The sequence below is a fragment of the Pseudomonas sp. LAMO17WK12:I10 genome, assembly GCF_900215185.1.
Classification (GTDB): Bacteria; Pseudomonadota; Gammaproteobacteria; order Pseudomonadales; family Pseudomonadaceae; genus Aquipseudomonas; species Aquipseudomonas chlororaphis.
Map to the genome: position 1 here is coordinate 21,007 of NZ_OBDX01000032.1, position 13,949 is coordinate 34,955.

The 13,949-nt window shown below is 63.0% G+C and carries 19 protein-coding genes; 11 read left to right on the top strand and 8 right to left on the bottom strand.

What is annotated here, in order from left to right:
• The first annotated feature begins 2 nt into the window (after nucleotides 1-2).
• The 9 genes from CRO75_RS26820 to CRO75_RS26860 all read left to right on the top strand — a co-directional run bounded on the left by CRO75_RS26820 (nucleotide 3) and on the right by CRO75_RS26860 (nucleotide 6,167).
• Nucleotides 3-593 (top strand): YggT family protein, encoded by a 591-nt coding sequence (locus CRO75_RS26820; RefSeq protein ID WP_007929986.1) that lies wholly within the window; start codon nucleotides 3-5, stop codon nucleotides 591-593.
• Nucleotides 594-606: 13 nt separating this feature from the next.
• Nucleotides 607-900 (top strand): DUF167 domain-containing protein, encoded by a 294-nt coding sequence (locus CRO75_RS26825; RefSeq protein WP_009046027.1) that lies wholly within the window; start codon nucleotides 607-609, stop codon nucleotides 898-900.
• A 209-nt stretch (nucleotides 901-1,109) separates the two neighbouring features.
• Nucleotides 1,110-2,249, top strand: coding sequence for a homoserine O-acetyltransferase (locus CRO75_RS26830; RefSeq protein ID WP_097139318.1), 1,140 nt, complete (start codon nucleotides 1,110-1,112; stop codon nucleotides 2,247-2,249).
• Between the two features lie 7 nt (nucleotides 2,250-2,256).
• Nucleotides 2,257-2,877, top strand: coding sequence for a methionine biosynthesis protein MetW (gene metW, locus CRO75_RS26835; RefSeq protein WP_007921185.1), 621 nt, complete (start codon nucleotides 2,257-2,259; stop codon nucleotides 2,875-2,877).
• Nucleotides 2,878-2,904: 27 nt separating this feature from the next.
• Nucleotides 2,905-3,339, top strand: a complete 435-nt coding sequence (locus CRO75_RS26840) for a DUF4426 domain-containing protein (RefSeq protein WP_007921193.1) — start codon at nucleotides 2,905-2,907, stop codon at nucleotides 3,337-3,339.
• Nucleotides 3,336-3,932, top strand: coding sequence for an RdgB/HAM1 family non-canonical purine NTP pyrophosphatase (gene rdgB, locus CRO75_RS26845; RefSeq protein WP_009046030.1), 597 nt, complete (start codon nucleotides 3,336-3,338; stop codon nucleotides 3,930-3,932). The genes CRO75_RS26840 and rdgB overlap by 4 nt, the downstream gene beginning before the upstream one ends.
• A complete protein-coding gene (hemW, locus tag CRO75_RS26850; RefSeq protein WP_097139320.1) occupies nucleotides 3,929-5,131 on the top strand; it encodes a radical SAM family heme chaperone HemW in 1,203 nt (400 codons plus the stop codon). The genes rdgB and hemW overlap by 4 nt, the downstream gene beginning before the upstream one ends.
• A gap of 22 nt (nucleotides 5,132-5,153) precedes the next feature.
• On the top strand, nucleotides 5,154-5,477 hold the full coding sequence (locus CRO75_RS26855; protein ID WP_007921199.1) for a DUF3392 domain-containing protein: 324 nt from the start codon (nucleotides 5,154-5,156) through the stop codon (nucleotides 5,475-5,477).
• A 141-nt stretch (nucleotides 5,478-5,618) separates the two neighbouring features.
• Nucleotides 5,619-6,167: an RNA 2'-phosphotransferase gene (locus CRO75_RS26860; protein WP_097139375.1), complete on the top strand. Its 549-nt coding sequence runs from the start codon at nucleotides 5,619-5,621 to the stop codon at nucleotides 6,165-6,167.
• Nucleotides 6,168-6,274: 107 nt separating this feature from the next.
• Here CRO75_RS26860 and trmB read toward each other — a convergent pair whose 3' ends face one another.
• The 4 genes from trmB to CRO75_RS26880 form a co-directional block, all read right to left on the bottom strand.
• Nucleotides 6,275-7,000 carry a tRNA (guanosine(46)-N7)-methyltransferase TrmB gene (gene trmB / locus CRO75_RS26865; protein WP_016704842.1) on the bottom strand — a complete coding sequence of 242 codons (726 nt, stop codon included), beginning with the start codon at nucleotides 6,998-7,000 and terminating at the stop codon, nucleotides 6,275-6,277.
• 9 nt (nucleotides 7,001-7,009) lie between these two features.
• Entirely contained in the window at nucleotides 7,010-7,804 is a 795-nt protein-coding gene (locus CRO75_RS26870) for a thiazole synthase (RefSeq protein ID WP_009046034.1), read from the bottom strand.
• 67 nt (nucleotides 7,805-7,871) lie between these two features.
• Nucleotides 7,872-8,072 carry a sulfur carrier protein ThiS gene (thiS, locus tag CRO75_RS26875; protein WP_007921206.1) on the bottom strand — a complete coding sequence of 67 codons (201 nt, stop codon included), beginning with the start codon at nucleotides 8,070-8,072 and terminating at the stop codon, nucleotides 7,872-7,874.
• 90 nt (nucleotides 8,073-8,162) lie between these two features.
• Nucleotides 8,163-8,534, bottom strand: a complete 372-nt coding sequence (locus CRO75_RS26880; protein ID WP_097139322.1) for a DUF423 domain-containing protein — start codon at nucleotides 8,532-8,534, stop codon at nucleotides 8,163-8,165.
• A 73-nt stretch (nucleotides 8,535-8,607) separates the two neighbouring features.
• On the opposite strand from CRO75_RS26880, the gene mtgA reads away from it, so the two are divergent.
• Nucleotides 8,608-9,330 carry a monofunctional biosynthetic peptidoglycan transglycosylase gene (mtgA, locus tag CRO75_RS26885; RefSeq protein WP_092419711.1) on the top strand — a complete coding sequence of 241 codons (723 nt, stop codon included), beginning with the start codon at nucleotides 8,608-8,610 and terminating at the stop codon, nucleotides 9,328-9,330.
• Between the two features lie 148 nt (nucleotides 9,331-9,478).
• Here mtgA and rpoH read toward each other — a convergent pair whose 3' ends face one another.
• The 4 genes from rpoH to ftsY form a co-directional block, all read right to left on the bottom strand.
• Complete coding sequence (rpoH, locus tag CRO75_RS26890) at nucleotides 9,479-10,333, bottom strand: RNA polymerase sigma factor RpoH (RefSeq protein ID WP_007921212.1); 855 nt, start codon at nucleotides 10,331-10,333, stop codon at nucleotides 9,479-9,481.
• A 115-nt stretch (nucleotides 10,334-10,448) separates the two neighbouring features.
• Nucleotides 10,449-11,471 carry a permease-like cell division protein FtsX gene (gene ftsX / locus CRO75_RS26895; RefSeq protein WP_009046038.1) on the bottom strand — a complete coding sequence of 341 codons (1,023 nt, stop codon included), beginning with the start codon at nucleotides 11,469-11,471 and terminating at the stop codon, nucleotides 10,449-10,451.
• The gene (gene ftsE, locus CRO75_RS26900) at nucleotides 11,468-12,139 is read right to left on the bottom strand and encodes a cell division ATP-binding protein FtsE (RefSeq protein ID WP_007921216.1); all 672 of its coding nucleotides are present in this window, start codon (nucleotides 12,137-12,139) and stop codon (nucleotides 11,468-11,470) included. Before ftsE ends, ftsX begins: the two co-directional genes overlap by 4 nt.
• Complete coding sequence (gene ftsY, locus CRO75_RS26905) at nucleotides 12,136-13,686, bottom strand: signal recognition particle-docking protein FtsY (protein WP_097139324.1); 1,551 nt, start codon at nucleotides 13,684-13,686, stop codon at nucleotides 12,136-12,138. The genes ftsE and ftsY overlap by 4 nt, the downstream gene beginning before the upstream one ends.
• Between ftsY and CRO75_RS32900 the strand changes: the two genes are divergently transcribed.
• Nucleotides 13,685-13,876 carry a hypothetical protein gene (locus CRO75_RS32900; protein WP_158245997.1) on the top strand — a complete coding sequence of 64 codons (192 nt, stop codon included), beginning with the start codon at nucleotides 13,685-13,687 and terminating at the stop codon, nucleotides 13,874-13,876. The genes ftsY and CRO75_RS32900 overlap by 2 nt on opposite strands.
• The last annotated feature ends 73 nt before the right edge of the window (nucleotides 13,877-13,949 follow it).

The following is a 13,949-nucleotide window of genomic DNA, read 5'->3' on the forward strand; positions in this document are numbered from 1 at the left end:
TGATGATTGGATTGAACACTGCGGCGGTGTACGTGCTGCAAACCCTGGGCAGCCTGTACCTGCTGATCGTGCTGCTGCGCTTCGTGCTGCAACTGGTACGCGCCGACTTCTACAACCCGCTGTGCCAGTTCGCCGTGCGCGCCACCCAGCCGCTGCTCAAGCCGATGCGCCGGGTCATCCCGAGCCTGTTCGGCCTGGACATGTCGTCGCTGATCCTGGCGATCGTCGTGCAACTGCTGCTGATGGCCCTGACCCTGCTGCTGACTTACGGCACCACCGGCAACCCGCTGCAACTGCTGATCTGGTCGATCATCGGCGTGACCGCGCTGTTCATGAAGATTTTCTTCTTCGCCCTGATCATCAGCGTGATCCTCTCCTGGGTCGCCCCGGGCAGCCATAACCCGGGCGCCGAACTGGTCAACCAGATCTGCGAGCCGGCCCTGGCGCCGTTCCGCCGCATCCTGCCGAGCATGGGCGGCCTGGATATCTCGCCGATCCTGGCGTTCATGGTCCTCAAGCTGATCGACATGCTGGTGATCAACAACCTGGCGGCCATGACCATGATGCCGGAAATCCTGCGTCTGCTGATCTGACCCGGCCTCTGCGATGAGTTACTTTCGCTGGGACGGCGACGACCTGATCCTGGAGTGCCACCTGCAACCTGCGGCCCGTAGCGATGACTTCGCCGGGCTGCATGGCGAGCGCCTGAAGATCCGCCTCACCGCGCCGCCAGTGGAGGGCAAGGCCAACGCTTATTTGATGGCGTTCCTGGCCAAGGCATTCGGCGTGTCCAAGAGCCAGGTCAGCCTGATCAGCGGCGAGCTGAACCGGCAGAAACGGGTGCGGATCAACGCGCCGAAAAAACTCCCGGACCTGCCCGGACTGCAGCGTCCATCCTGATCACTCTCTGTAGCCGCTGCCGTAGGCTGCGATAAGGGCCGAAGGCCCTTCGAGGCCCTCAAGAGCACGTCTCCTGCGGAGCCGATCGCAGCCTGCGGCAGCGGCTACAAGGTTCGTCACAAACCGCGGGAGAATCAGCTCCGGCCTTTGCTTGCCGCTGGGGGCAGCGGTCTTTAGACTTACGCCTCATTTAAACGAGAGCAGGGTCGATGCCAACTGCCTTTCCCGCCGATTCCGTTGGTCTGGTGACGCCGCAAGTGGCGCATTTCAGCGAGCCCCTGGCCCTGGCCTGCGGCCGCTCCCTGCCAGCCTATGATCTGATCTACGAGACCTACGGCCAACTGAACGCCACGGCGAGCAATGCCGTGCTGATCTGCCACGCCCTGTCCGGCCATCACCACGCCGCCGGCTACCACAGCCCCGACGACCGCAAGCCGGGCTGGTGGGACAGCTGCATCGGCCCGGGCAAGCCGATCGACACCAACAAGTTCTTCGTCGTCAGCCTGAACAACCTCGGCGGCTGCAATGGCTCCACCGGCCCGAGCAGCATCAACCCGGATACCGGCAAGCCGTTCGGCGCCGATTTCCCGGTGCTGACCGTGGAAGACTGGGTGCACAGCCAGGCGCGCCTGGCCGACCGCATCGGCATCCCGCAGTGGGCCGCCGTGATCGGTGGCAGCCTGGGCGGCATGCAGGCCCTACAATGGACCATCACCTACCCGGACCGGGTGCGCCATTGCCTGGCCATCGCCTCGGCGCCCAAGCTGTCGGCGCAGAACATCGCCTTCAACGAAGTGGCGCGCCAGGCCATCCTCACCGACCCCGAATTCCACGGTGGTTCGTTCCAGGAACAGGGCGTGATCCCCAAGCGCGGGCTGATGCTGGCGCGGATGGTCGGGCACATCACCTACCTGTCCGACGACTCCATGGGCGAGAAATTCGGCCGTGGCCTGAAGAGCGAAAAGCTCAACTACGACTTCCACAGCGTCGAGTTCCAGGTCGAAAGCTACCTGCGTTATCAGGGCGAGGAGTTCTCCGGGCGGTTCGACGCCAACACCTACCTGCTGATGACCAAGGCGCTGGATTACTTCGATCCGGCGGCGAACTTCGACGATAACCTGGCGAAAACCTTCGAAGGCGCCAAGGCCAAGTTCTGCGTGATGTCCTTCACCACCGACTGGCGCTTCTCCCCGGCCCGCTCGCGGGAGCTGGTGGATGCCCTGATGGCCGCGCGCAAGGACGTCAGCTACCTGGAAATCGATGCCCCACAGGGCCACGACGCCTTCCTGATTCCGATCCCGCGTTACCTGCAGGCGTTCGGCAACTACATGAACCGTATAACGCTGTGAGGACGCCATGAGAGCTGATCTGGAAATCATCCAGGAATGGATCCCCGCCGGCAGCCGCGTGCTCGACCTCGGTTGCGGCAATGGCGAACTGCTGAGCTGGCTGCGCGATCACAAGCAAGTCACCGGCTACGGCCTGGAAAACGACCCGGACAACATCGCCGAGTGCGTGGCCAAGGGCATCAACGTCATCGAGCAGGACCTGGACAAGGGCCTGGGCAACTTCGCCAGCAACAGCTTCGATATCGTGGTCATGACCCAGGCCCTGCAGGCCGTGCACTACCCGGATCGGATCCTCGACGAAATGCTGCGGGTCGGCCGCCAGTGCATCATCACCTTCCCCAACTTCGGCCACTGGCGCTGCCGCTGGTACCTGGCCAGCAAGGGGCGGATGCCGGTCTCCGAATTCCTGCCGTACACCTGGTACAACACGCCGAACATCCACTTCTGCACGTTCGAGGACTTTGAAGAGCTTTGCCGCGAACGTGAAGCCAAGGTCATCGATCGCCTTGCGGTGGATCAACAGCACCGGCACGGGTGGGCCAGTAAGCTATGGCCTAATCTGTTAGGTGAGATCGGCATCTACCGCGTCAGCAGCCCCGGCCTGCAGGACCACCAGATCGCGGTATAAACCAGGTTCAAAGCAAGGAGAACGATCATGGGTCGCTTGGTTACTTTTCTATTGGCAGCGTGCCTGAGCGCATCGGCGATGGCCGCCGAGCCCATCAAGGGCGAGCGCCAGGAAGTGTTCGGTGACGTGACCGTGCACTACAACACCTTCAACTCCACCTTCCTGCAACCGGATATCGCCAAAGCCGCGGAGCTGGTGCGCAGCAAGAACCAGGGCGTGATCAACGTTTCCGTGCTCAAGGCCGGCAAACCGCTGGTCGCCCAGGTCACCGGGACCGTCAAGGACCTGACCAGCCAGTCGGTGCCGCTGAAATTCAAGCAGGTCACCGAACAGGGCGCGATCTACTACATCGCCCAGTACCCGGTGGAACAGCAGGAAACCCGCACCTTCGAAATCAAGGTGCAGACTGGTGACGCGATCAACACCATCAACTTCAACCAAGAGCTTTTCCCCGGCGAATGATGACTTTTACCCAACTCGTACTGGCCAGCCATAACGCCGGCAAACTCAAGGAACTCCAGGCCATGCTCGGCGACTCGGTGCACCTGCGCTCGATCGGCGAGTTCAGCAGCGTCGAACCGGAAGAAACCGGCCTGTCGTTCGTCGAGAACGCCATCCTCAAGGCCCGCAACGCTTCGCGCATTTCCGGCCTGCCGGCGCTGGCGGACGATTCCGGCCTGGCGGTGGATTTCCTCGGCGGCGCGCCGGGCATCTATTCGGCGCGTTACGCCGACGGCCAGGGCGACGCGGCGAACAACGCCAAGCTGCTGGACGCCCTGAAGGACGTTCCCGAGGCCGAGCGCGGCGCGCAGTTCGTCTGCGTCCTGGCGCTGGTGCGACATGCCGAGGATCCACTGCCGATCCTCTGCGAAGGCCTGTGGCACGGGCGCATCCTCACGGCCGCCAGCGGCGAGCACGGTTTCGGCTACGACCCGCTGTTCTGGGTGCCGGAGCGCAACTGCTCCAGCGCCGAGCTGGACCCGATCCAAAAGAACCAACTCAGCCATCGCGCCCGCGCCATGGCCATTCTGCGGCAACGCTTGAGCCTGCAATGACCATTGATTCGTCCGCGCCACCGCTGATTCTCGGCGGTGCGCAAACGCCCCGGGCGGCCCTGCCCCAACTGCCGCCCCTGGCGCTGTACATCCACATCCCGTGGTGTGTACGCAAATGCCCTTACTGCGACTTCAACTCCCACGCCGCCAGCCCGGTGCTGCCGGAAGAAGAGTACGTCGACGCCCTGCTGGCCGACCTCGACCAGGACCTGCCCGCCGTCTACGGCCGCGAGCTGAGTTCGATCTTCTTCGGCGGCGGCACGCCGAGCCTGTTCAGCGCCCAGGCCCTGGGCCGGTTGCTCAAAGGCGTGGAGCAACGCATCCCGTTCGCCCGCGACATCGAGATCACCCTGGAAGCCAACCCCGGGACCTTCGAACAGGAGAAGTTCACCGCCTATCGCGCCCTGGGCATCAATCGCCTGTCGATCGGCATCCAGAGTTTCCAGGAAGACAAGCTCAAGGCCCTGGGCCGCATCCACAATGGCGACGAAGCCGTGCGCGCCGCCGGCATGGCGCGCCAGGCCGGGTTCGACAACTTCAACCTGGACCTGATGCACGGCCTGCCCGACCAGTCCCTGGACGACGCCCTGGGCGACCTGCGCCAGGCCATCGCCATGAAGCCGACCCACCTGTCCTGGTACCAGCTGACCCTGGAACCCAATACGGTGTTCTGGAACCAGCCGCCGACGCTGCCGGAAGACGACACCCTGTGGGACATCCAGGAAGCCGGCCAGGCGCTTTTGGCCGAGCACGGCTATGCCCAGTACGAAGTCTCGGCCTATGCCCAGCCCGGCCGGGCGGCCCGGCACAACCTCAATTACTGGAGCTTCGGCGACTTCATCGGCATCGGCGCCGGGGCACACGGCAAGCTCAGCCATCCGGACGGGCGCATCGTGCGCACCTGGAAGACCCGCCTGCCCAAGGACTACCTCAACCCGGCGAAAAACTTCAAGGCCGGCGAAAAGGACCTGAGCAACGAAGAGCTGCCATTCGAGTTCCTGATGAACGCCCTGCGCCTGACCGAGGGCGTCGAGGCGCGGCTGTATCCGCAGCGTACCGGGCTGCCCCTGGAAAGCCTCGCCGAAGGTCGTCGCGACGCCGAACAAAGCGGCCTGTTGCAGGTCGAACCGTCACGCCTGGCCGCCACCCCGCGCGGCCAGCTGTTCCTCAATGACTTGCTGCAGAAATTTCTGAGCTGATTTCAGCCCTAAGGGAAAACGAATGGATTTGATACTCGACCTGCTCGCTACCGTGTCCCGCTGGAGTCGCAGCAACCTTTCAGAAATCTCCCTGGCCCTCGTCGGCTGCCTCTTGGTGCTGTTCGGCGCCGATATCAAGGGCTGGGTCGAAGCACGCCTGGGTGGCCTCGCCGGCGCCCTGCGCGTACCGATGATGGCGTTGCTGTGCATGATCGGCAGCGGCGCCGCGCTGATCTACGCCACGCCGTGGATCGTCCGCGGCCTGAGCCAGTTCAACAACTACAGCCTGGCGCCGGTGCTGCTGGTGGTGCTGGTGCTGATCGGTGTCGTCGCCGACCGTCGATAAGCCGCGCCCCGGAGGAACGAAGCTTACTCGCGATGAACGATGACGTGCTGTGTCAGGCATTACCCGTGGCGGGCATCGCGAGCAAGTCGGATCGCCGCCCGCTCGCGCCTACTGAATACGAAATGCAGGGATATGCAGAACATGAGTAAAAAGCGCCTGGACGACACCAGCAAGTTCCTCAGCTACGTGCTGCGTCACGAGCCGCAGGCGATTGGCCTGCGGCTGGACAGCGAAGGCTGGGCCGAAGTCGAGGCCTTGATCGGCGGTGCAGCCAGGGAAGGACGCCAGTTGACGCCCGAACTGATCACCGAGGTGGTCGCCAGCAACGACAAGAAACGCTTTGCCCTGTCCGAGGACGGCCAGCGTATCCGCGCCGTGCAAGGCCATTCCGGCAAGACCGTGAACCTGCAGCTCGCTGAACAGCAGCCACCGGCCGTGCTTTACCACGGCACCGCCACGCGGTTCATGGACTCGATCAACGAGAAAGGCCTGATCCCAGGCTCACGTCATCACGTGCACCTGTCACAGGACCTGGCGACCGCCGAAGCAGTGGGGCAGCGTTACGGGAAGGTGGTGGTACTCAAGATCGCCGCACAGGACATGCAGGCGCAGGGCTTCAAGTTCTATCAGGCGGAGAACGGGGTCTGGCTGACCGATCACGTTCCCGTCGATTTCCTCTCGCCCCTGTAGGAGCGAAGCTTGCTCGCGATAGCGGACTTCGCAGCGCCGCTATCTTTCAGCCTGGCAGCCGATCGCGAGCAATCGAGCATCGACCGGATGCTCCTACACAGCAGGGCTCACGCCAGCTTTTCGAACTTCAGGTCCCACACCCCATGGCCCAGGCGTTCGCCGCGGCGCTCGAACTTGGTGATCGGGCGTTCGGCCGGGCGCGGCACGCACTTGCCGTCTTCGGCCAGGTTGCGATAACCCGGCGCGACATTCATCACTTCCAGCATGTACTCGGCATAAGGCTCCCAGTCGGTGGCCATATGCAGGATGCCGCCGACCTTCAGCTTGCTGCGCACCAGCTCGGCGAAGGACGCCTGGACGATACGCCGCTTGTGGTGACGGCTCTTGTGCCACGGATCGGGGAAAAACAGCATCAGGCGATCCAGGCTGTTATCGGCGATACAGCGGTTGAGCACCTCGATCGCATCGCAATCGTAGACCCGCAGGTTGGTCAGGCCCTGGGTCAGCACGCCGTTGAGCAACGCGCCGACACCCGGACGGTGCACTTCCACACCAATGAAATCCTGCTCCGGCGCGGCCGCGGCCATTTCCAGCAGCGAGTGGCCCATGCCGAAGCCGATTTCCAGGGAGCGTGGCGCCGAGCGGCCAAACACCTGATCGAAATCCACCGGCGCGTCGGCCAGTGGCAGCACATACAGCGGCGCGCCCTGCTCCAGGCCGCGCTGCTGGCCTTCGGTCATGCGCCCGGCGCGCATCACGAAACTCTTGATGCGGCGGTGTTGGCGCTCGTCGCCGGCTTCCGGCTGGATTGGCGTGTCGTTTGATTCAGTCATCAATGGCTCTTACTTGATCAGACCATCCAGCGGCGAGGAGGCGCTGGCATAGAGTTTCTTCGGCATGCGGCCGGCGAGGTACGCCAGGCGGCCTGCCACAATGGCGTGCTTCATGGCTTCGGCCATCAGCACCGGTTGTTGCGCATGGGCGATGGCCGAGTTCATCAGCACCGCTTCGCAACCCAGTTCCATGGCGATGGTGGCGTCGGAGGCAGTGCCGACACCGGCATCCACCAGCACCGGGACCTTGGCTTCTTCAAGGATGATCTGCAGGTTGTACGGGTTGCAGATCCCCAGGCCGGTACCGATCAGGCCGGCCAGCGGCATGACCGCGATGCAGCCCATCTCCGCCAGCTGGCGGGCGATGATCGGGTCATCGCTGGTGTACACCATCACGTCGAAACCTTCCTTGACCAGCACTTCGGCGGCCTTGAGGGTTTCCAGCACGTTGGGGAACAGGGTTTTCTGGTCGGCCAGCACTTCCAGCTTCACCAGATTGTGACCGTCGAGCAGCTCACGGGCCAGGCGGCAGGTGCGCACGGCCTCGAGCGCGTCATAGCAGCCAGCGGTGTTCGGCAGGATGGTGTAGCGATCCGGCGGCAGGATATCCAGCAGGTTCGGTTCGCCCGGGTTCTGCCCGATATTGGTCCGGCGCACGGCGACGGTGACGATCTCGGCCCCCGAGGCTTCGATGGCCAGGCGGGTTTCTTCCATGTCACGGTACTTGCCGGTGCCTACCAGCAAACGCGACTGGTAAGTACGACCGGCCAGGACGAAAGGCTTGTCGCTGCGAACGTTGCTCATCGGAAATCCTCTGTTGGGGTGAGGTTCTTGCAGAATACGTGGGTGGGGCCAGCCCTGGCCCGGGTGGCTAGCCGCCGCCGATGGCGTGTACCACTTCGACCTGATCGCCCTCGTTGAGGGTGGTCTCGGCGTGCTGGCTGCGCGGGACGATATCCAGGTTGAGTTCGACCGCGATCCGGCGTCCGGTCAGGTCCAGACGGGTCAGCAGGGCCGCAACGGTTTCGCCGTCGGGCAGTTCAAAGGATTCGCCGTTCAATTGAATGCGCATGCCGAATGCCGCCATCATTTTTAGGGGCCAGCATTCTAGCCCGATCAGTCTGGCCGACCCAAGCCATTCGTCTCGAAATGGACCTGCCGGTCAGCTCAACCGCCAGGCGGCAAGACCCAGGCATAACCAGCCGACCAGGAAGGCCAGGCCACCGAAGGGGGTGACGATGCCCAGCTTGCTGAAACCGGTCAGGGTCAGCAGGTAGAGGCTGCCGGAAAATAGCAGGATGCCGCTGGCGAACGAACCGCCGGCCCAGGTCGCCAGGCGGCCGGGAATCTGCGTGGCCAGCAGCGCCACCGCCAGCAGCGCCAGGGCATGCACCAGCTGGTAGGTGACGCCGGTATGGAAAATCGCCAGGTATTCCGCGCTCAGGCGATTTTTCAGGCCGTGGGCGGCAAATGCGCCCAGGGCAACGCCGGTAAAGCCGAAAAAGGCGGCCAGCATCAGGAAGCCACGCAGCATGAGGAACTCCAGTCAGAATCGTCGGTCGGGCCTGTATAATGGCGCGCTCAATGGGTTCGGCCAAGCCATCTCTATGCTGCGTTTATTTTTCCGTCGTTTCTCTAAAGCCCTGCTCTGGTTCGCCGTCGGCAGCGTTTTGCTGGTGCTGGTGTTCCGCGTCGTACCGCCTCCGGGCACGGCCTTGATGGTCGAACGCAAGATCGAATCCTGGATCGACGGCGAGCCCATCGACCTGCAACGCAGCTGGAAACCCTGGGACGAAATCTCCGACGACCTGAAGGTGGCGGTGATCGCCGGCGAAGACCAGAAGTTCCCTGAGCACTGGGGGTTCGACATTGGCGCGATCCAGGCCGCCTTTGCCCACAACGAGCGCGGGGGCTCGATTCGCGGCGCCAGCACCCTGAGCCAGCAGGTGGCGAAAAACCTGTTCCTGTGGTCTGGGCGCAGTTGGCTGCGCAAAGGGCTGGAAGCCTGGTTCACCGGACTGATCGAGATCTTCTGGCCCAAACAACGGATTCTCGAGGTCTACCTCAACAGCGCCGAGTGGGACGAAGGCGTATTTGGCGCCGAGGCCGCGGCGCGGCATCACTTCGGTGTCAGCGCGGGCTCGCTGTCGCGGCAACAGGCCAGCCTGCTTGCCGCGGTCCTGCCCAACCCTCGGGTATGGAGCGCCAGCCATCCGAGCAGCTACGTGGCACAACGGGCCGGCTGGATCCGCCGGCAGATGAGCCAGTTGGGTGGCGACAGCTACCTGCTGGGCCTGAACGATTCGCGCAAGGCGCTGTGGGCGCAGTGACGCCCAGGATCTGATCGCGCTACAGGCCCGCGTCTTCTTCTGTAGGAGCGAAGCTTGCTCGCGATAACGTCCCCACAGACACCACAGCGCCAACGCCACAAACAAAAACGCCCCGATCGGATCGGGGCGTTTTTTATTGCGTGGCGTCTTACGCGGCAATCGACAGTTTGAGCTTGTTCATCGCGCTCTTCTCGAGCTGACGAATACGCTCGGCCGACACGTTGTACTTCTGCGCCAGGTCGTGCAGCGTGGCTTTCTCTTCCGCCAGCCAGCGCTGGTAGAGGATGTCGCGGCTGCGGTCGTCCAACACTTCCAGCGCCTCGTGCAGGTTGCTGGTGGAGTTGTCGGTCCAGTCGGCATCTTCCAGCTGACGGGCCGGATCGTACCGGTGGTCTTCCAGGTAGTTGGCCGGCGATTGGAAGGCGCTGTCGTCATCCGCTTCGGCGGCTGGGTCGAAGGCCATGTCATGGCCGGTCAGGCGGCTTTCCATCTCGCGCACTTCGCGCGGCTCCACACCGAGGCTTTCCGCCACACGATGGACTTCTTCGTTGTTCAACCAGGCCAGGCGCTTCTTCTGGCTGCGCAGGTTGAAGAACAGCTTGCGCTGGGCCTTGGTGGTCGCGACTTTCACGATGCGCCAGTTACGCAGGATGAACTCGTGGATTTCCGCCTTGATCCAGTGCACGGCGAACGAAACCAGACGCACACCCATTTCCGGGTTGAAGCGTTTTACAGCTTTCATCAGGCCGACGTTGCCTTCCTGAATCAGGTCGGCCTGGGCCAGACCGTAGCCGGAATAGCTACGGGCGATATGTACGACAAAACGCAGGTGGGCGAGCACCATCTGCCGAGCCGCCTCAAGATCCTGCTCATAGTAGAGACTCTCGGCCAGTTCACGCTCCTGCTCGGGCGTCAGCAGTGGAATGCTGTTCACCGTGTGCACATAGGCCTCCAGGTTCGCACCCGGGACCAAGGCATAAGCAGGTTGCAAAGAAGTGGTCATACGAAAAAACCTCCGACTCACATAACTCGTGCTTATTCAGCACTGCTGAAAATTGACCGGAAACCGCAAAACAAGTTCCCAAAAATTCTAAAAGGTCAATACAAGCAAAAAGACACTATTTCGGCGCCAGCTCCCGCAAGTGACGGGCGACCGCAATCCACGCACCGATATACCCCAACAACACCGCGCCAAGCAAGAGTGATAGACCATCGGCGACCGGCACGCCAGCCAGGGCGAAATCACTGCCGTACAAGCCGGCCAACCCCACTACCGCGTCGTTCAGCCAATCGAGGCCGAACGCCAGAACACCCCAGGACAGAATCCCCGCACCGAAGCCATACAGGGCGCCCATATAAAGGAAGGGACGCCGCACATAACTGTCCGTGCCGCCGACGAGTTTAATCACTTCTATCTCGGTGCGGCGGTTTTCAATATGAAGACGAATGGTATTGCCTATCACCAAAAGTAATGCGGAAACCAGCAACACCGTCAGACCGAAGACAAACCGGTCACCCAGCTTGAGGATCGCCGCCAGCCGCTCGACCCACACCAGGTCCAGTTGCGCCTGTTGCACCTTGGGCATTTCTGCCAGGCGCTGACGCAAGGCTTCCAGGGTTGCCTTGTCCACTTCGTTCGGCGTGACCAGGACCACGCCCGGCAGCGGGTTCTGCGGCAACTCCTTGAGCGCCTCGCCCAGCCCGGACTGCTGCTGGAACTCGTCCAGGGCCTTGTCCTTGCTGATGAACTCGGCATCCGCCACGCCCGGCATGGCCTTGATCTGCTCGCTCAGGCTTTCGCCCTCGGTGGCGCTGGCGTCGAGTTCCAGGTACAGGGAAATCTGCGCCGCGCGCTGCCAGGACCCGCCCAGGCGCTCGACATTGTTGAGCAACAACGACAAGCCCATCGGCAGGCTCAGGGCCACGGCCATCACCAGGCAGGTGAAGAAGCTGCCGATCGGCTGCTTGCCCAGGCGGCGCAGGCTGTCCAGCAGGCTGGCGCGGTGGCTTTCGATCCAGGCATGCAACAGGGTGCCGAAATCCGGGCCGTCGTCTTCGTCGCGCTTTTTCTTCTGCGGCGGCTGGTCCGAGGCTTTCGGAGCCACGCGTTCGGCCACTTTGGGGCTACGGGTCGCACTCATACGCCAGCCTCCCCGTCGCCGATCAATCGGCCGCGTTGCAGGGTCAGCATGCGGTGACGCATGCGCGCGATCAGCGCCAGGTCGTGACTGGCGATCAGCACACTGGTGCCCAGACGGTTGATATCTTCGAATACGCCCATGATTTCCGCCGCCAGACGCGGGTCGAGGTTACCTGTGGGTTCGTCCGCCAGCAGCAAGGCCGGGCGGTGCACGATGGCGCGGGCAATGCCGACACGCTGCTGCTGACCGGTGGACAGGTCGCCCGGGTAGAGATCGGTCTTGTCCGAGAGCGCCACGCGCTCCAGGGCCGAGTCCACGCGCTTGGCGATTTCAGCCTTGGACAGGCCGAGGATCTGCAGCGGCAAGGCGACATTGTTGAAAACGGTGCGATCGAACAGCAGTTGGTGGTTCTGGAACACCACGCCGATCTGCCGCCGCAGGAATGGAATCTGCGCATTGCTGATGGTGCTCAGGTCCTGACCGGCCAACAGCAGCTTGCCGCTGGTTGGACGCTCCATGGCCAGCAGCAACCGCAGCAGCGTGGACTTGCCGGCGCCGGAGTGGCCGGTGACGAACAGAAACTCGCCGCGACGAACCCGGAAACTCAGCTCATGCAGGCCGACATGGCCGTTCGAGTAACGCTTACCGACCTGTTCGAAACGAATCATGAACGCTCCCGCTCGGCAAACAGTGCCTGGACAAAGGGTTCGGCTTCAAAGGTACGCAGGTCGTCGATGCCCTCACCGACGCCGATGTAGCGGATCGGCAGGCCGAACTGCTTGGCCAGGGCGAAGATCACCCCACCCTTGGCGGTGCCATCGAGCTTGGTCAGGGCCAGGCCGGTCAGCTCGACCGTCTGGTTGAACTGCTTGGCCTGGTTGATGGCGTTCTGGCCAGTACCGGCGTCGAGCACCAGCAGCACTTCGTGCGGCGCGTCGGCGTCCAGCTTGCCGATCACCCGGCGAACCTTCTTCAACTCTTCCATCAGGTTGTCTTTGGTGTGCAGGCGACCGGCGGTGTCGGCGATCAACACATCGATGCCACGGGCCTTGGCGGCCTGCACGGCGTCGAAAATCACCGAAGCCGAATCGGCGCCAGTGTGCTGGGCGATCACCGGGATCTTGTTGCGCTCGCCCCAGACCTGCAGCTGTTCCACGGCCGCGGCGCGGAAGGTGTCGCCCGCGGCGAGCATGACCTTCTTGCCTTCGAGCTGCAGCTTCTTGGCCAGCTTGCCGATGGTGGTGGTCTTGCCGGCGCCGTTGACGCCCACCACCAGGATCACGAACGGCTTGGTTTGCGAAGCGATCCGCAGCGGCTGCTCCACCGGCTTGAGCATGCTCGCCAGCTCGGCCTGCAGCGACTTGTACAGCGCATCGACGTCGGTCAGCTGTTTACGCGCGACCTTTTGGGTCAGGTTCCGAATGATCACCGCGGTGGCTTCCACGCCCACGTCGGCGGTCAGCAGGCGGGTTTCGATATCTTCCAGCAGCTCGTCGTCGATGGTCTTCTTGCCCAGGAACAGGCTGGCCATGCCTTCGCCGATGCTGGCGCTGGTCTTGGACAGGCCCTGCTTGAGGCGAGCGAAGAAGCCGACTTTGTTTTCCTCGGCACGGGGCGGCTCGGCGACAGCGGGCGCTTCGACCGCCGCGACTGGCGCGACTGAAGCAACGACAACCGGGGCAGGCTCCGGTTCTGGAACAGGTTCGGGTTTCACGAAAGCCGCGATCACCGGTTGCGGCACATCCTCTGCTTCAATCTGCACCTGGGCTTCAGTTGGCTCGCTGCTGTGTGCCAGCTCAGCCACCAACAGCTCGGCGGCTTGCTGCAGATCGGTCGCGGCCGGAATCGGCGGGGTAATGTGCGGCGCCTGCCCGTCTTCCACCAGCGCCACCGGCTCTTCCGCCACCGGCAGGGTCAGCCAGGGCTTGTGCTCGAGATCGGGGGTCAGCGGCAGTTCTGGCGCAGGAGCAGGTTCGGCCGCTGGTGCGGGCTGTTCAGGCTGCCGGATCGGCTCGGCGATCGGCAACGCCACAGGAGCCGCGGCCTCGGCAACCGGGGCTTGTTCTATCACGGGAGCGGGAGCCGGGGCAGGCTCGACAGGGACTTGTGGCTGTTCAACGACGGTTTCCTGCGGCTTTTTGCGCAGCCATCCGAACAGGCCTTTCTTCTCGCCAGCCGCGGCTGGGGTCTTCTTGTCGTCGTTGGAACCAAACATGGAGGACGGCTATCTCAAGGTAGCGACGCGCCATCAAGGCGCACCGGCAAATAAATATTCGATGCAGAACAGACTGCGTTTCCGCCGGCTTGTTCACGCGCAACATTTTGTCGAGGTGCCCAATGGCATCTCAAGGATCGATTTTACTAAAGGACTGAAACGGCAAAATCGGCGAAAAGTCGAAGTCTAGTCGATAAAACAGCACTTCTTGCCGGGAACCCATACAACCTGCTCAAGCACACATTGATCCGTGCGAACCTGAT